The organism is Variovorax sp. EBFNA2, assembly GCF_033802765.1.
In the GTDB taxonomy this organism is placed as follows: domain Bacteria; phylum Pseudomonadota; class Gammaproteobacteria; order Burkholderiales; family Burkholderiaceae_C; genus Variovorax; species Variovorax paradoxus_H.
In genome coordinates this window covers 1,156,663-1,173,185 of record NZ_CP138496.1, presented here as the reverse complement: position 1 = coordinate 1,173,185, position 16,523 = coordinate 1,156,663, and the positions used below count along the sequence as shown (strand labels likewise).

Genomic DNA, 16,523 nt, shown 5'->3' with positions numbered 1-16,523 from the left:
GGAACCGGCTGCATCGAGCGCCTCGCCTGCGAAGTTCACTATCAAAACAATAGCGACAGTCAACCCTAGGAGACACGAAGCATGATCGAGACCTTCCAACGCAGCCTGCCCAACGGCACCACCCTGAGCTGCCGCGCCGCCGGCAAGCCGGGCCAGCCGCTGATGGTGTTCCTGCACGGCTTTCCCGAGGCTGCGTTCATCTGGGACGAGCTGCTCGCCTACTTCTCGGACCCGGCCCACGGCGGCTACCGCTGCGTGGCGCCCAACCTGCGCGGCTTCGAGAAGTCCAGCGCTCCCACGGAAGTGGCCGACTACAAGGCCCACCTGCTGATCCAGGACATCCAGCAGCTCGTCGCCACCGAGAGCGCCGACGGCACGATGGCCGTGCTGGTCGCCCACGACTGGGGCGGCGCCTTCGCCTGGGGCTACGCCAACGCATTCCCCCAGCAGGTCGGCAAGCTCGTCATCATCAATTCGCCGCACCCGGGCACGTTCACGCGCGAGCTGCGCAACAACCCGGCGCAGCAGCAGGCCAGTGCGTACATGCACTTCCTGGCGCGCCCCGATGCCGAAGCCCTGCTCGCGGCCGACGATTTCAAGCGCATGTGGCCCTTCTTCCTGCTGATGAAGGCCGGCCCGGACGGCTTCGGCTGGCTCACCGAAGAAGTGAAGCAGCAGTACCGCGAAGTCTGGAGCGCGGGCCTGACCGGCGCCTGCAACCTGTACCGCGTGACGCCGATGAAGCCACCGCTGCCAGGCCAGACCGTCGACAGCATTCCGGTGCTGCCGCGCGAACGCCTCACGGTGACCATGCCGACCTTCGTGTTCTGGGCGCTCGACGACGCGGCGCTGCTGCCGGGCCTGCTCGACGGGCTGGAAGCGTACGTGCCGAAGCTCGAGGTCAAGAAGGTGCCGAACGCCACCCACTGGATCGTGCACGAGCAGCCGCAGCTGGTCGCGCGCGAGATCGAGGGCTTCCTGGCCCGCAATCAGTAAATGGGCGGCTCGCCCTCTGGGCGGGTCTTGAAGCGGCGGTGCACCCAGTAGTACTGGGACGGCATCGTGTCGATGTAGCCCTGCAGGCGCTCGTTCATGAGCGCCGTGTCGGCCTCGACGTCGTCGGTCGGGAAGTTCTGCCACGCCGACAGCACCTGGATCTCGTAGCCGCCGGGCGTGAGCTTCGCCACCACCGGCACCACCTTGGCCTTGCCCAGCCGCGCGAAGCGCGACAGCGAGGGCACGGTGGCCGCCTGCACGCCGTAGAACGGCACGAAGATGGTCTGGTCGCGCCCGAAATCCATGTCGGGCAGCAGGTACAGCAGGCCGCCCTTGCGCAGCCCCGAGAGGATGGGCTTGATGCCATCGACCCGGTTGAGCGCCGCCACATCGCCGAAGCGCGTGCGGCCTTCGCGAATCCACGCATCGACCATCGGATCGCGCTGGGTCGTGTAGATCGTGGCCGAGGGGCGCGCCGTGTGCATGGTGAGCGCGGTGGCCGCGGCATCGAGCCCGTAGAAGTGCGGCGCGAACAGGATCATTGGCGCGTCGCCTTCGGCGATCTCGCGGATTTCCGAGGCAGAACCGACGATCTTCAGCCGACTCTTCACCACCTGTTCGGGCGCATGCCAGAGCCAGCTGCGGTCCAGCCACGACTGCGCGACGAAGACGAAGGTCTCGCGCGCGATGGCGCGGCGCTCGGCCTCCGATTTCTCGGGAAAGCACAGCGCCAGGTTGCGGTCGACCACGCGCCGCCGCGGCACGGCGATGGTGTGCAGCACCCGGCCGAGCACCTTGCTGAAGCCGCGCACCAGCGGCAGCGGCATCGGTGCCAACACCCGCATGAAGCCGATACCGAGTCGGGAGCTGAGGCTCATGGCGCAGCCCCTCCGGCCGCGGCTGCCACGGCGGGTTCGCCGCGCGGCTCCTTGTAGCGCGCGTAGTCCCAGACGTACTGGCCGGGCAGGCTGTGGATCAGGCGGCCGATGCCGTCGTTCATCGCGGCAGCAGCGTCTTCGATCGAAGCCTTGGCGTCGGTGAGCGCGGTGCCGACGATCGGCTCGAAGCGGATCACGTAACCCGCGCCGCGCGGCAGGCGCTCGCACACGCTGAGGAAGCAGGCGGCGCCGGTCTGTTGGGCCAAACGGGGAAGCAGGGTCATGGTGTACGCGGGACGGCCGAGGAAAGGCGCCCACACGCCCTGCCCCATTGGTGGCACCTGGTCGGGCAGGATGCCGGTGTAGCCGCCGCTGCGCAGCGTGCGGATCAGGCCGCGCACGCCGGTGTTGTTGGTCGGCAGGGTCTGCAGGCCGGGCCGGTCGCGCGAGCCCGCGGCGATCAGGTCGGCCATCCACTTTTTGCGCGCCGGACGGAACAGCGCGGTGATCGGCCCGAAGTCCGCGAGAAAGCGCTCGCCGATGGCCTGGCCGCACATCTCCCAGCTGCCCAGGTGCGGCGCCACGAGGATCACGCCCTTCTTGGCGCGCATCGCGGCCTCGAAGGCCTCGACGCCGTCCCAGCGCACCACGCGCGTCAGCACGCTCTCGCCGTGCGGGCGCAGCCACAGCCAGGGCAGTTCGGAGGCCATGTGGCCGGCGGCGGCGATGGCGGGACGGTACTGCGCGGGCGAGAAGCCGGCGCTCTCGGCGTTGGCCTTGAAGCGGCGGCGGTAGTCCGGCGCGCACCACCAGACCAGCCATCCCAGCAAGGCGCCGAACCGATGCATCAACGGCATCGGCACGCGGGCAAGCAGGCGGAACAGGGTGATCATTGAACGGGGAGGGGGAGAGAGTCAGGGAGCGTCAAAAGGCGGACGCGCGCGCATGGTATTGCGCGGCTCGAATAGAATGCAAATTGTCGCCGAGTTACGGAACAACTTGCAGGGCGACACCCACAAGCGCGCATGCGATTGTGTCCCGTCGATTCCTCGACATCTGCTAAAGCGTTCGCCAGGGCTCCGCAGAGTTGGCAACGCGCCAATTGCAACTTCAAGGAGTGACCACAGTGGCGAACGACTTTCTCTTTACCTCCGAATCGGTCTCCGAAGGCCATCCCGACAAGGTCGCGGACCAGATCTCGGACGCGATCCTCGATGCGATCTTCGAGCAAGACCCCCGCAGCCGCGTCGCCGCCGAAACGCTGACCAACACCGGCCTCGTGGTGCTCGCCGGCGAGATCACGACCAACGCGCACGTCGACTACATCCAGGTCGCGCGCGACACCATCAAGCGCATCGGCTACGACAACACCGAGTACGGCATCGACTACAAGGGTTGCGCCGTGATGGTCTGCTACGACAAGCAGTCCAACGACATCGCCCAGGGCGTGGACCACGCCTCCGACGACCACCTGAACACCGGCGCCGGCGACCAGGGCCTGATGTTCGGCTACGCCTGCGACGAGACGCCCGAGCTGATGCCCGCGCCGATCTACTACGCGCACCGCCTCGTGGAGCGCCAGGCCCAGCTGCGCAAGGACGGGCGCCTGCCCTTCCTGCGCCCTGATGCCAAGAGCCAGGTCACGATGCGCTACGTGGACGGCAAGCCGCACAGCATCGACACCGTGGTGCTCTCCACCCAACACAGCCCCGACCAGAGCGAAACGCCGACCAAGATGAAGGCCTCGTTCAACGAAGCCATCATCGAAGAGATCATCAAGCCCGTGCTGCCCAAGGAATGGCTGCAGAACACGCGCTACCTGATCAACCCGACCGGCCGCTTCGTCATCGGCGGCCCGCAGGGCGACTGCGGCCTCACCGGCCGCAAGATCATCGTCGACACCTACGGCGGCGCCTGCCCGCACGGCGGCGGCGCGTTCTCGGGTAAGGACCCGTCGAAGGTCGACCGCTCGGCCGCCTACGCCGCGCGCTACGTGGCCAAGAACATCGTGGCCGCCGGCCTGGCGCGCCAGTGCCAGATCCAGGTCGCGTACGCCATCGGCGTGGCCCAGCCGATGAACATCACGGTCTACACCGAAGGCACCGGCGTGATCTCGGACGAGAAGATCGCCGAACTCGTGCGCGAGCATTTCGACCTGCGCCCGAAGGGCATCATCCAGATGCTCGACCTGCTGCGCCCGATCTACCAGAAGACCGCCGCCTACGGCCACTTCGGCCGTGAAGAGCCCGAGTTCACCTGGGAAGCCACGACGCAAGCCGCCGCACTGCGCGCTGCGGCCGGCCTCAAGTAAGCACATAGCGAACGCCTGACGCCAAAAGGCCCGCCGTCCCCTCGGGGCGGCGGGCCTTTTCTTTTCATGGCGCATTCAGAAGCGGTACGCGCCGCTCAGGCCCAGCGTCCAGTTGCGGCCCGGCGCGGGTTCGTAGAAGCGCGCATTGCCTTCGTTGACGATGACCGAACCCATGTAGCGCCGGTCGAACAGGTTGTCGACGCGCGCGAAGGCGTTGAAGTCCCAGCGCTCCCACTTCTTCAGGTAGCCGGCGTACAGCGCCGCCACGGCGTAGCCGTGCGCGCTCGCGGTGTTCAGGTCGTTGGCCTGGATGCGGCTCAGCGCGCGCATCTCGATACCGGCGCGCCAGCCCTCGGGCGGCACCCAGCCGAGCGAGGCGAACAGCGACTGCCGCGCGATGCCCGGGATGCGGGTGCCCGCGTTCACGGCGTTGCTGCCCGCGCAAGGCGACGGCGAACAGAACGTATCGCGGTACGTCGCGTCGAGCCAGGTGTAGGCCACCTGCGTGCGCCAGTGGTTGGCCGTTTCATGCTGCCACCCCAGCTCGAAGCCGTTGCGCCGCGTGCGCCCGGCGTTCTGGAACGTGGCGCGGCCGCCGCTGTTGGTGGCGGTGACGATCTCGTCGCGCGTGCGCGTATGGAACAGCGCCGCCGTCAGAAGGCCGCCGCCCAGCCGCGCCTTCGCGCCCACCTCGAGGCTGTCGTTCACCGAAGGCCGCAACCCGAAGTTGAGCCCGCTGGCGCCACCCGGGCGGTACGACAGCTCGTTGAGCGTCGGCGTCTCGAAGCCCCGGCCGACCGAGCTGTACACAGCGAGATCGGGCGTGGCCTGGTAGCGCAGCGAGGCCACGGGCAAGGTTTTGCTGTAGCCCGCGCTGCCGCTGTCGTCGCGGTTCGCGCCACCGATGTACAGATCGTGCGAATCGAAGTGCACGCGGCTGCGGCGCACGCCGGCCTCGAGCGTCCAGCGCTCGGCAAAACGCCAGGCCGCCTGCGCATAGGGATCGAGATTCCAGACCTCGTTGCGCTCGTTGCGGCGCAGCCGCCCTTGCACGCCCAGCACAGGCATCGCGACGGAGCCTTGGTAGTTCTGATAGCCGAGGCGACGCTCGCGCAGGCTGTCGTAGCCCAGGCCCGCCACGAGGTCCAACGGCCGGTCGGCCAGCTGCAGCGCAGCGGTCCAGCGCAGGTCGACGCCGCCGTACTGGCGCGTGAGGTCGATCACGCCGCCCGCATGCAGCGGGCTTTGCTGAGCCGACGGCGGGATCGACTGGAACTGCACGGTCTTGCGCTCGCCGCCATAGACCATGAACTGCAGCGCCTGCTCGGCGTTGAGCCGCCGCTCGTAGCGCAGGCCGACCTGCGTCTGCTCGACCGTCTTGCGCGTGTCGTACTGCAGCGCGAGCGGTGCCTTGCGCGGCGCCTGCGCGACCTGTTCGGCCGTCAGGCCCAGCGGGTCTTGCGCCTCGATGCGCACGCTGTTGAACACGAGCGTGAGCTTGTCGCCGTTGTCGAGCGCGACGCCCAGCTTGCCGTTCGCGATGTTGCGCCGCGCGGCGCTCTGCTCGCGCCAGCCGTCGGTGCGAAAGTGGCTCGCGCCGAGCAGGTAGTCGACCGCGCCTTGCGAACCACTGAGCTGCAGCGACTGGCGCCAGCTGCCGAAGCTGCCGCCCGCCAGCGAATAGGACAAGCGCGGCGCGCCCTCCCCCGACGCCGTGAAGGCCTGCACCACGCCGCCCGACGAATTGCCGTACAGCGCCGAGAACGGCCCGCGCAGCACTTCGACGCGGTCGACCGAGCCGATGTCGATGTTCGAGGTCTGCCCCTGCCCATCGGGCAAGGTGGCCGGAATGCCGTCGACATACAGGCGCACGCCGCGCACGCCGAAGGTCGAGCGCGCGCCGAAGCCGCGCACCGACAGCTGCAGGTCCTGCGCGTAGTTCATGCGGTTCTGCACCTGCAGGCCGGGCACCGCGCCCAGGCTTTCGGACAGGTTGACCTGCATCCGGCTGTCGCGCATTTCGTCGCCCTCGACGCGATCGACCGAGCCGGGCACGAGAAACGGAGACAGCGTGCCGCGCGGCGTGGAGACGGTGACGTCGCGCAGCGTGCCGGCCGGCACCGCGGCGGGTTGCTGGCCGTGCACGGCCAGCGGAGCGCCCAGGATCAGCAGGCGAAGCGGGTAAGAGAGTGCGGCATTCATCGGCACCGATTCTGCGTCGGTGCCCTGCCCCTTTGGCCTAGCGCGAACCCGTGCGCGGCGACCGGCGCCAGCCGTACCAGGCGCACACGAGCACCGGAATACTCAGGCCGACCCAGGCCACCATGTCGCCCACGCCGCCGTCGCTGAACAGCGCGGTGATGAGGCCGATGGTGGTCAGCACGCCGAGCACGATCGGCCAGCCCCACATGCGCCAGAAGGACTGGTGCGGTGCCTTGTGGTGCGTCGTCATGCCTGCACCTTCATGGCCGGTGCCGGATCAGGCTGCGGGCCTGAGGCCGAAGGTGGCGCGCGCTCCGTGGCGGGGGCCGCGGTCGTGTTCGCCCGGGCCGGCACGGTCTTGCCGCGCTTGAGCCACAGGTACAGCCCGCTGCCCAGCACGATGATGGTCGCGATGTCGAGCAGCGCCCACAGGATCTGCATCGGCATGCCGCCGTAGTCACCGAAGTGCAGCGGTTGCGACACCAGCAGCGCCGTGAGGTACCAGGGCAGCTTCGGTGCCGCCGTGATCTCGGTGGTCTTCGCATCGACCAGCACCGGCTGCAGCAGCTTCGAGGTGAAGGGCTCCTTGCCGCGCAGGAAGAAGGTCGTGTGGTGCGGGCTGGAGAACGCGGTGCCCGGGAAGGCGATGAACGACAGCCGGTTGCCCGGCGCGTGCTGCATCGCCGCGTCGTACGAGCGCTGCACCGAGCCGCGCTCGCCCACGGCGACCACGGGCTCGTTCTTGTAGGGAGCCAGCAGCGTGGTGAGCTGGTCGTACTGCCAGTACTTGATCACCAGGTCGGCCCAGGTGTTGATCATGCCGGTGGCACCCACCACAAAGAGCCACACCAGGGTGACGACGCCCAGCAGGTTGTGCAGGTCGAGCCACTTCAGGCGGGGCCGCTTCTCGCGGCGCACCGTGCCGAAGTCGAGCTTGCGCATGAACGGCGAATACAGCACCACGCCCGAGACGATCGCGACCAACAGCAGGAAGCCCATGAAGCCCAGGAACAGCTTGCCCGGCAGGCCCGCGAACAGGTCGACGTGCAGCTTGAACATCACGTACATGAAGCCTTCATCGAACTTCGGCTGCGCAAGGATGACGCCAGTGCGCGCATCGACCGCGACCGACTTGAAGTCGTCCGTGGGCGCGGGCGTCGGCGTGAGCGTGACGAACCACAGGCCGTCGTCGTCTTCGGGATGCGAGACGAACTGCACCACGCGATCGGGGTGCTGCGCGCGCGCCACTTCAAGCACGCGGTCCAGGCTCACGCGCGGCGTGTTCGCCGGCATCTTCGGCGCCTCGACCTCGGTGCCCAGCAGGTGGCCGATCTCGTGGTGGAAGATCAGCGGCAGGCCGGTGATGCACAGCAGCAGCATGAACACCGTGCAAACGAGGCTGCTCCACTTGTGGACCCAGGCCCAGGTCTTGATCTTTCGGCTGTCCATGTCGTCGTCGTGCGTCGTTGGGTGGAAAAAGGCTAGAAGCGGTAGGTGGCGCTTGCCACGATGTTGCGTCGCGCACCGTACCAGCAGTCACCGCGCGAGAGGCAGGTGCTGAAATACACCTTGTCCGTCACGTTGTTGATGTTGAGCGCATAGCGCCAGTTGGCCGTATCGTAAGCAAACACCAAGTCGGCCAGCGCCACGCCCGGAATGCGCGGACCGGTGCCGAACTGGGTGTCGCGGAACGAGCTCATCACGCGCACGCCGGCGCCCGCCGAGAACCCGCTCATGCCGGCCACCGAGAACTTGTACTTGGCCCAGAAGCTGGCCTGGTGCTTGGGCAGGCCTTCGATCTGCGCGTCGGCATCGGTGTAGTTGTAGTGGGCGACGAGGTCGAGGTTGGCGCCCACCGAGCCCTTGGCTTCCAGCTCGACGCCCTTGGTCTTGGTCAGGCCGCGCTGCGAGAACACCTTCGGCTGTTCTTCGACGATCTGGTTCTTCTCGCGCAGGTCGTACACGGCGGCGCTGAAGGCCAGGGCACGGTCCTTGGGCTCGTACTTCACGCCCGCTTCCCACTGCTCACCGCGCAGCGGCGAGAAGATGCGGCCGTCGCGCGGCGACTGCGGCGTGAACGACTCGCTGTAGCTCAGGTACGGCGACCAGCCCGACGGATGGGCGTACATCACGCCCAGGCGCTTGGTGGTGGCGCTGCTCTTTTGCTCGTCGCTGCCGACGGCGCTGGACACGGCGCGGTCATGGCGCAGGCCGGCCACGAAGATCCAGTTGTCGAGCTTGATCTGGTCCTGCAGGTACAGGCCGGTCTGGCGCTGTCGCGTGCGCGGACGCGCCACGCGCTCGGGCTCGTCGAGGTGGCCGTACACCGGCGCATAGATGTCGATGGTGTCGGCGGTGGTGCCGCCCCACACGTTCTCGCGCTGGCGCGCGTAGTCCGCACCGATCAACAACGTGTGCTTGAGCGCGCCGGTCTGGAAGTGGCCTTCGACGTGGTTGTCGAGTGTCTGCGTGCGGTTGCGCGTGAGCTGGCTGTCGTAGTAGCGGGCCAGCACGCGCTTGAAGATCGGGTCGGTCGACCAGCTGTCGAAGCCGCTGAACGCGCCGCCGTAGTGGTAGCGGTTGTCGTTTTCGTTCTTCGCGTAGCGGAAGTTCTGGCGCACGGTCCAGCTGTCGTTGAACTTGTGCTCGAACTGCCAGCCGAAGGTCTGGCGCTCGCTGTTGTAGTAGTCGCCGGGCTCGCCGATGAAGCGGCTGGCCGGCACGCGGCCGAACGGGGCCGGCAGCAAGGTGCCTTCCCACGGCAGGAACTGCGAGCTGCTGCCGCTCTTGTCCTTTTGCCACAGGCCCTGCAGCGTCAGCGAGGTCGCCGCGTTGGGCCGCCAGGTGAGCGACGGCGCGATCACGCTGCGGTCGTCGGGCACGTAATCGACCTGCGAATCCGACTTGCGCTGCAGCGCGATCAACCGGTACGACAGCGAGCCGTCGGCGTTCAGCGGACCGGTGAGGTCGGCCTGCACCTGCTTGCGGCCAAAGCTGCCGAACTGCACGCCCACCTCGCGCTGGGCCTCCTGCAGCGGTCGCTTGCTGACCATGTTGACCACGCCCGCCGCGGTGCCCGCGCCGAACAGCATGCCCGAGGGGCCGCGCAGCACTTCGAGGCGCTCCAGCGTGTAGGGCTCGGTGCGCGTGGTGCTGGTGTAGTAGCCGTAGGCTTGGCGCAGACCATCGAGGTAGATGTCGGGGTAGGCGCCGCGCACGCGGATCGAATCGGTCCGCGAATCGACACCGTAGGCATCGGAGCGCACGCCCGCCGCGTAGTTGAGCGCTTCCTGCAGATTGGTCGCGCCCTGGTCGACCATCTGGTCGCGCGTGATCACGGTGACGGACTGCGGCGTTTCCGACAGCGGCGTGTCGGTCTTGGTGGCGGTGACGGCGTTCTTCGCGCGGTAGCCGATCACGGGCGTGGTGGCGGTTTCGACCTCGGCATTCGCATCGACGCGCACTTCAGGAAGCGACCCCGCGCCGCTCGTTTGCGTTTGCGCCAGAACGTGCTGCTGCGCGTAGATCGCCAGACAGCCCACCAGCACCGAAGCGGCCTTGCGCCGCGCCAAGATTCTTGCCATTTTTACCGCTCGCTGAACACTATTGATAACAATTCGCATTCTATTGTCAAGAAAGTCGCGGTCCACGGGTTTTCCAGCAGCCGGGCGCGAGGTGTTGCAAAAGTGCCGCGATCGGCCGCGCCAGCCGGGCTACGATGCCGCCCGCACGCCGGTGCGTGCGCTGACAGGCCCCATGCTCAAGCTCCTTGCCTCGTTGTTTCCCGCGCTGCGCGGCCCGGCGCTGGTCCTGGTCGTGCTGGTGCTCACCGGCTGCGCGGGCCTGCCGCCACGCCAGCCCGATGCGCCGCCGGAGGTGGCGATTCCCGCCTCGTCCGCCACCCTGCTCGGCCGCGCCGCCGCCAGCCTCGATTCGCCGCCCGACGGCCTCTCGAGCATGCGACCGCTCATCGAGGCCTCGTTCGCGCTCGACGCGCGGCTGGAGCTCATCCGCCGCGCCCAGTCGTCGCTCGACGTGCAGACCTACCAGCTCGGCAACGACAAGACCGGCCGGCTGCTGCTGCGCGAACTGCGCGACGCCGCCCGGCGCGGCGTGCGCGTGCGCCTGCTGCTCGACGACTTCTACACCGCGGGCATGGACCGCCTGCTGCTCGGGCTGGCCGCCGAGCCCAACGCGCAGGTGCGGCTGTTCAATCCCTTCGTGAACGCGCGCGACAGCTCGTCGATGCGCTGGCTGGAGTTCTTCGGCGATTTCCGGCGGCTCAACCACCGCATGCACAACAAGCTGTTCATCGCCGACGGCGCCATGGCCATCGCCGGCGGGCGCAACCTCGCGGACGAGTACTTCCTGCGCAGCGAGAGCGCCAACTTCATCGACTTCGAGCTGCTGCTGGCCGGCCCGGTGGTGCCGCAGTCGGCCGGGATCTTCGACACCTACTGGAACAGCGACGTGGTCTACCCGCTGCAGCGCATGGCCGGCACGACGCTCACGCCCGACGAGCTGAAAGCCGCCTTCGACACCGCAACCTCGCCGGCCTTCGCGCCGCTGCCCGATCCGCTGGCCGCCACCGACCTGCTGGGCGACCTGCCACTGGGCGCGCAGCTCGCGAACATGAGCGAGACGCGCTGGATCCGCGCCGAGGCCGCCGCCACCGCCGACAGCCCGAACAAGGCCCTGGGCACGATGGCCCAGCCGCAGGAGTCGCTGGCGCAGCGCTTCCACGAAATGCTGGGCGCGGCGAAGTCGAACGTGGTGGTGATCTCGCCCTACTTCATTCCGGGCGACGAGGGCATGGCGCGCATCCGCATGGGCCGCGACCAGGGCCTGAGCATCACCGTGGTCACCAACTCGCTGGCCGACAGCGACGAGCCGCTGGTGAACATCAACTACAACCGCTACCGCGTCGACATGCTCAAACTGGGCGTGAACCTGTACGAGGTGAGCACGCAGCAGCTCAAGCGCAGCGGCCAGTTCCGCAGCCTGCTCAAGAAGGCGCGCGGGCGCCTGCATGCCAAGCTGGCGCTGGTCGATCGCCAGTGGGTGCTGCTCGGCTCGATGAACCTCGACCCGCGCTCGGCCCTGCTGAACACCGAGTTCGGCGTGCGCGTGCGCAGCTTCGAACTCACGCAGGCGCTGCTCTTCGCCTACCAGCTGGACGACATGGAAGGCGTGTACCGCGTCGTGCTCAAGCCCGACGGCGAGAACGTGCAGTGGATCGGCACCGGCGACGTGGACAACGAGGTGCTCGACAGCGAGCCCGACTCCAGCATGCTCACGCGGTTCCAGCTGCTGCTGTTCTCGTGGTTCGTGCCGACCGACCAGCTCTGAGCCGCCCGCCATGCGTCGCATTGCCGCGACACATGGGAACTTGTCGCATCTGCTTCTCTAGAATCCAGCCCGCCGCGCACAGCGGCCGTCACCACGGTGCCGCCGGCGGAGCTTCCGCCTGAGCGGCCCCGCCTCACCCAGATTTTTTTCAAGGCAAGGCACGACACCGCCCTTCGTCCCCTGACGAGGGCCGTGCGTGCGCGTGCGCGGCCGCCGTGCGCTCAACGCCCTTCAAAAAAACTGGACAACATGAAGCCGACTTTCCGTACCGCCCCCACGTCGCGCCCCCTGTGGCGCCTTTCCCTGCTCGCCGGCGCCGCCCTCGCGTCACTGAGCGGCACCGCGCTGGCACAAACCACCGCAGCCTCGACCCTCAAGGAAGTGACCGTCAGCGCCGAGGACGACAAGGGCTACGCCCCCGCCGCCGCGAGCACCGCCACCAAGGGCAGCGCGCCGCTGCGCGACGTGCCGCAGGCCGTCAACGTGCTGCCCGAACAGTTGCTGCGCGACCAGGGTGCCGTGTCGATGCAGGACGCCCTGCGCAACGTGCCGGGCGTGAGCTTCAACCACGGCGACGGCCAGCGCGACCAGGTCGTGATCCGCGGCTTCAGCGGCATCTCCGACTGGTTCGTCGATGGCGTGCGCGACGACGCGCTGTACTTCCGCGACCTCTCGGACACCGAGCGCATCGAGGTGCTCAAGGGCCCCGCCGCCGTGCTCTACGGCCGCGGTTCCTCGGGCGGCCTGATCAACCGCGTGACCAAGAAGCCCGTGTTCGAGCGCCGCTTCGGCGAGGTCTCGCTGGGCCTGGGCAGCCACCACTACACGCGCAGCACGATCGACCTGAACACGCCCATCGGCGAGAACATGGCGTTCCGCCTCAACGTGGCGGGCGAGAAATCGGACAGCTACCGCGACCAGCAGTTCACCGACCGCTACAACATCGCGCCCTCGCTGGCGATCAAGTTCAGCCCGCAGACCGACCTGCTGCTGCAGTACACAAACCTGCGCGACCAGCGCCTCACCGACTTCGGCATTCCGGCGCTCAACGGCCGCCCGGTCGACGTGCCCATCGGCGCCTACTACGGCTCCGCGCACGGCAAGCGCGACGACACCGTGACCAGCAAGGTGCAGACCTTCACCGCCACGCTGAACCACCGCTTCAGCGACGCGCTGAGCCTGCGCAACACCACGCGTTATTCGAGCTACCACCTCGACCGCAACAACACGCTGCCCAGCGGCACCACCGACCCGGTGCGCCTCACGGTAGGCCGCACGCGCGGCATCGTCGACCGCGACGAGAGCGGCTGGTTCAACCAGACCGACCTGACCTGGCGCAACGACCTCGGCGGCTTCAAGCAGGAGTGGCTGGTCGGCGCCGAGTTCGGCGTGCAGCGCAAGCGCCTGTTCAGTGTGTCTTCCGCGACGGGCGCCCAGCGCGTGAGCCTGTTCAATCCGGTCGCCGACCCGCTGCCGATTCCGCTCGCCACGTACCTGGCCGACGGCGCGATCCCGAGCAACAGCGAGTTCAAGACCGCGGCCGTTTACTTCCAGGACCAGATCACGCTGGCACCGCACTGGAAGGCGCTGATCGGCGGTCGCTACGACGTGTTCAAGCAGGACACCGGCTTCGAGCGCAAGCTTGCGCCGCTGGAGCGCACCGACCGCAAGTTCAGCCCGCGCGCCGGCGTGGTGTGGCAGCCTGATGCGGTGCAGTCGTACTACGTGTCGTACAGCCGCTCGTTCCAGCCTTCGGGCGAGAACTTCGCGCTGTCTACCGGCAACATCGACAACGCGCCCGAGATCACCGTCAACAAGGAAATCGGTGCCAAGTTCGACCTGCTCGACGGCGGCCTGAACCTCACGACCGCGCTGTTCAACCTGGAGCGCTCGGGCATCAAGAACACCGACCCGAACAACCCGCGCCGCCAGATCAACGTCGGCACGCAGCGCACCAACGGCCTGGAGCTCGCGCTCAACGGCCGTCTGCCGGGCCGCTGGGACGTGAGCGCGGGCTATGCGTACCTCGACGCGAAGATGACGAAGTCGCTCGCCACCGTGAGCTCGCTGCAGCTGCCGGTGGGCGCCGCCATCCCGGTGCAGGGCAAGACCGCCGCGCTCACGCCGCGCCACTCGGCCTTCGTGTGGGCCATGAAGGACCTCGGCCATGGCTTCAGCGCCGGCGGCGGCCTGAACTACGTCAGCGCGCGTTATGCGTCGCTCAGCAACCTCGTCACGCTGCCCTCGTACCTGACCGCCGACCTCGCGGCCAATTACAAGACCGAGCGCTACGAGATCGCGCTGAACCTGAAGAACATCGCGAACCGCAAGTACCACGTCTCGGCCCACGGCAGCGTGGACAACCTGATCCTGCCGGGACCGGGACGCGAGGTGCAGCTGACGCTGCGCGCGAAGTTCTGAGCGTGCGGGGCGGCTGCGTGTTCGGCACGCGGCCGCTGCATGGTCTGAGCGGCCTCATTTCACCCGGGCAAAAAACCCCGAACGTTTCGACCGATGGCACCCCGGCAGCCCCGTGTTTCCCCGGAAAAGCACAGCCGTGCGAGACGAGGGCAAGGGGCACGCTCTTGAAAGGTCATCGAATGCCCTTATGATTAGCACTCGCTGCTGACGAGTGCTAACAGCCCTCCCATCCAGTCGACAGGTCGCCGGTTTCTCCGGTGCCCGACCACAAACAAACCCGTTTCTTACCCTTCCAGGAGATGCAATGAAACTTCGTCCTTTGGCCGATCGCGTGATCGTCAAGCGTGTTGACAGCGAAACCAAGACCGCCTCCGGCATCGTCATCCCCGACGCAGCCGCCGAAAAGCCCGATCAGGGTGAAGTCCTGGCCGTGGGCCCGGGCAAGCGCAACGACAAGGGCGAGCTGGCCGCACTGACCGTCAAGGTCGGCGACCGCGTCCTGTTCGGCAAATACAGCGGCCAGACCGTCAAGGTCGACGGCGACGAACTGCTCGTCATGAAGGAAGACGACCTGTTCGCAGTCGTCGAGAAGTAATTCAACAGATCCATTCGGAGTAAATAAACATGGCAGCAAAAGACGTAGTCTTCGGCGGCGAAGCCCGCGCACGCATGGTCGAGGGTGTCAACATCCTGGCCAACGCAGTCAAGGTGACCCTGGGCCCCAAGGGCCGCAACGTGGTGCTCGAGCGTTCGTTCGGCGCCCCCACCGTGACCAAGGACGGTGTGTCCGTGGCCAAGGAAATCGAACTCAAGGACAAGCTGCAGAACATGGGCGCCCAGCTCGTGAAGGAAGTGGCTTCCAAGACTTCGGACAACGCCGGTGACGGCACCACCACCGCGACCGTGCTGGCCCAAGCCATCGTTCGCGAAGGTTTCAAGCTGGTGGCTGCCGGCATGAACCCGATGGACCTGAAGCGCGGCATCGACAAGGCTGTCACGGCCCTGGTCGCCGAGCTGAAGAAGGCTTCCAAGCCCACCACCACGTCGAAGGAAATCGCGCAAGTCGGCTCCATCTCGGCCAACAGCGACGAAACCATCGGCAAGCTCATCGCTGACGCGATGGACAAGGTCGGCAAGGAAGGCGTGATCACCGTGGAAGACGGCAAGTCGCTGGACAGCGAACTCGACGTCGTCGAAGGCATGCAGTTCGACCGCGGCTACCTGTCGCCCTACTTCATCAACAACCCCGAGAAGCAATCGGCGCTGTTGGACAACCCCTTCGTGCTGCTGTTCGACAAGAAGATCAGCAACATCCGTGACCTGCTGCCGGTGCTGGAGCAAGTTGCCAAGGCTGGCCGTCCGCTGCTGATCATTGCCGAAGAAGTCGAAGGCGAAGCCCTGGCTACGCTGGTCGTGAACACGATCCGCGGCATCCTGAAGGTTGTGGCTGTGAAGGCTCCTGGCTTCGGCGACCGCCGCAAGGCCATGCTGGAAGACATCGCCATCCTGACGGGCGGCAAGGTCATCGCTGAAGAAGTGGGCCTGACGCTCGAAAAGGTGACGCTGGCCGACCTGGGTCAAGCCAAGCGCATCGAAGTGGGCAAGGAAAACACGATCATCATCGACGGCGCTGGCGCTGCCGGTGACATCGAAGCCCGCGTGAAGCAAGTGCGCGTTCAGATCGAAGAAGCGACCAGCGACTACGACCGTGAAAAGCTGCAAGAGCGCGTGGCCAAGCTGGCCGGCGGCGTGGCAGTGATCAAGGTTGGCGCTGCCACCGAAGTCGAAATGAAGGAAAAGAAGGCTCGCGTCGAAGACGCCCTGCACGCCACCCGCGCTGCAGTGGAAGAAGGCGTTGTGGCTGGCGGCGGCGTGGCTCTGCTGCGTGCCAAGCAAGCTGTGGGCGACTCGGTCAAGGGCGACAACGCCGACCAGGAAGCCGGCATCAAGCTGGTGCTGAAGGCCATCGAAGCCCCCCTGCGCGAAATCGTGAACAACGCCGGCGGCGAAGCCTCGGTGGTGGTGAACGCTGTGTTGGCCGGCAAGGGCAACTACGGCTTCAACGCTGCGAACGACACGTACGGCGACATGCTCGAGCTGGGCATCCTGGACCCGACGAAGGTCACCCGCACCGCACTGCAGAACGCCGCCTCGGTGTCCTCGCTGCTGCTGACGACCGAAGCCATGGTTGCTGATGCACCCAAGGACGAGTCCGGCGCTGGCGGCGGCGGCATGCCCGACATGGGCGGCATGGGCGGCATGGGCGGCATGGGTATGTAATTTCGCTCGCCCCCAGGGGGATTTGGCTCGCCCCCAGGCTGCGCGGCACTTCGTGTCCGCTACGCCAACCCCCTACCGGGGGCAAC

General features: G+C 67.3%; 12 protein-coding genes. 6 read left to right on the top strand and 6 right to left on the bottom strand.

The annotated features are described in order from the left end of the window. Positions 1 to 81: 81 nt before the first annotated feature. On the top strand, positions 82 to 996 hold the full coding sequence (locus RZE79_RS05205) for an alpha/beta hydrolase (RefSeq protein ID WP_319359299.1): 915 nt from the start codon (positions 82 to 84) through the stop codon (positions 994 to 996). Here RZE79_RS05205 and RZE79_RS05200 read toward each other — a convergent pair. Together RZE79_RS05200 and RZE79_RS05195 are read right to left on the bottom strand one after the other, a co-directional pair. Then, entirely contained in the window at positions 990 to 1,874 is an 885-nt protein-coding gene (locus RZE79_RS05200) for a lipid A biosynthesis acyltransferase (protein ID WP_319359298.1), read from the bottom strand. The genes RZE79_RS05205 and RZE79_RS05200 overlap by 7 nt on opposite strands. Beyond that, entirely contained in the window at positions 1,871 to 2,767 is an 897-nt protein-coding gene (locus tag RZE79_RS05195; protein WP_319359297.1) for a lysophospholipid acyltransferase family protein, read from the bottom strand. Before RZE79_RS05195 ends, RZE79_RS05200 begins: the two co-directional genes overlap by 4 nt. 233 nt (positions 2,768 to 3,000) lie before the next feature. On the opposite strand from RZE79_RS05195, the gene metK reads away from it, so the two are divergent. Continuing rightward, entirely contained in the window at positions 3,001 to 4,185 is a 1,185-nt protein-coding gene (metK, locus tag RZE79_RS05190; protein ID WP_153280481.1) for a methionine adenosyltransferase, read from the top strand. A gap of 75 nt (positions 4,186 to 4,260) precedes the next feature. Here the strand turns inward: metK and RZE79_RS05185 are convergent, their stop codons facing one another. The 4 genes from RZE79_RS05185 to RZE79_RS05170 are packed head-to-tail and all read right to left on the bottom strand — an operon-like array spanning position 4,261 to position 9,971. Further along, a complete protein-coding gene (locus RZE79_RS05185) occupies positions 4,261 to 6,387 on the bottom strand; it encodes a TonB-dependent receptor (protein WP_319359296.1) in 2,127 nt (708 codons plus the stop codon). Between the two features lie 37 nt (positions 6,388 to 6,424). Further along, complete coding sequence (locus tag RZE79_RS05180) at positions 6,425 to 6,637, bottom strand: hypothetical protein (protein ID WP_319359295.1); 213 nt, start codon at positions 6,635 to 6,637, stop codon at positions 6,425 to 6,427. After that, positions 6,634 to 7,836 carry a PepSY domain-containing protein gene (locus RZE79_RS05175; protein WP_319359294.1) on the bottom strand — a complete coding sequence of 401 codons (1,203 nt, stop codon included), beginning with the start codon at positions 7,834 to 7,836 and terminating at the stop codon, positions 6,634 to 6,636. The genes RZE79_RS05180 and RZE79_RS05175 overlap by 4 nt, the downstream gene beginning before the upstream one ends. A 32-nt stretch (positions 7,837 to 7,868) precedes the next feature. Continuing rightward, positions 7,869 to 9,971, bottom strand: coding sequence for a TonB-dependent siderophore receptor (locus tag RZE79_RS05170; RefSeq protein WP_319359293.1), 2,103 nt, complete (start codon positions 9,969 to 9,971; stop codon positions 7,869 to 7,871). Positions 9,972 to 10,143: 172 nt separating this feature from the next. Between RZE79_RS05170 and RZE79_RS05165 the strand changes: the two genes are divergently transcribed. The 4 genes from RZE79_RS05165 to groL all read left to right on the top strand — a co-directional run bounded on the left by RZE79_RS05165 (position 10,144) and on the right by groL (position 16,437). Further along, positions 10,144 to 11,736, top strand: coding sequence for a phospholipase D family protein (locus RZE79_RS05165; RefSeq protein WP_319359292.1), 1,593 nt, complete (start codon positions 10,144 to 10,146; stop codon positions 11,734 to 11,736). A 249-nt stretch (positions 11,737 to 11,985) separates the two neighbouring features. Beyond that, positions 11,986 to 14,157, top strand: coding sequence for a TonB-dependent siderophore receptor (locus RZE79_RS05160; RefSeq protein ID WP_319359291.1), 2,172 nt, complete (start codon positions 11,986 to 11,988; stop codon positions 14,155 to 14,157). A 304-nt stretch (positions 14,158 to 14,461) separates the two neighbouring features. Then, positions 14,462 to 14,752 carry a co-chaperone GroES gene (locus RZE79_RS05155; protein ID WP_056572926.1) on the top strand — a complete coding sequence of 97 codons (291 nt, stop codon included), beginning with the start codon at positions 14,462 to 14,464 and terminating at the stop codon, positions 14,750 to 14,752. Between the two features lie 29 nt (positions 14,753 to 14,781). Next, a complete protein-coding gene (gene groL / locus RZE79_RS05150; RefSeq protein ID WP_153280487.1) occupies positions 14,782 to 16,437 on the top strand; it encodes a chaperonin GroEL in 1,656 nt (551 codons plus the stop codon). Positions 16,438 to 16,523 lie beyond the last annotated feature (86 nt).

Coding starts and splice junctions, on each gene's coding strand:
- RZE79_RS05195 (WP_319359297.1), bottom strand. CDS start 2,767: ATGATCACCCTGTTCCGCCTGCTTGCCCGCGTGCCGATGCCGTTGATG.
- RZE79_RS05205 (WP_319359299.1), top strand. CDS start 82: ATGATCGAGACCTTCCAACGCAGCCTGCCCAACGGCACCACCCTGAGC.
- RZE79_RS05160 (WP_319359291.1), top strand. CDS start 11,986: ATGAAGCCGACTTTCCGTACCGCCCCCACGTCGCGCCCCCTGTGGCGC.
- RZE79_RS05200 (WP_319359298.1), bottom strand. CDS start 1,874: ATGAGCCTCAGCTCCCGACTCGGTATCGGCTTCATGCGGGTGTTGGCA.
- RZE79_RS05170 (WP_319359293.1), bottom strand. CDS start 9,971: ATGGCAAGAATCTTGGCGCGGCGCAAGGCCGCTTCGGTGCTGGTGGGC.
- RZE79_RS05175 (WP_319359294.1), bottom strand. CDS start 7,836: ATGGACAGCCGAAAGATCAAGACCTGGGCCTGGGTCCACAAGTGGAGC.
- RZE79_RS05155 (WP_056572926.1), top strand. CDS start 14,462: ATGAAACTTCGTCCTTTGGCCGATCGCGTGATCGTCAAGCGTGTTGAC.
- RZE79_RS05180 (WP_319359295.1), bottom strand. CDS start 6,637: ATGACGACGCACCACAAGGCACCGCACCAGTCCTTCTGGCGCATGTGG.
- RZE79_RS05185 (WP_319359296.1), bottom strand. CDS start 6,387: ATGAATGCCGCACTCTCTTACCCGCTTCGCCTGCTGATCCTGGGCGCT.
- RZE79_RS05165 (WP_319359292.1), top strand. CDS start 10,144: ATGCTCAAGCTCCTTGCCTCGTTGTTTCCCGCGCTGCGCGGCCCGGCG.
- groL (WP_153280487.1), top strand. CDS start 14,782: ATGGCAGCAAAAGACGTAGTCTTCGGCGGCGAAGCCCGCGCACGCATG.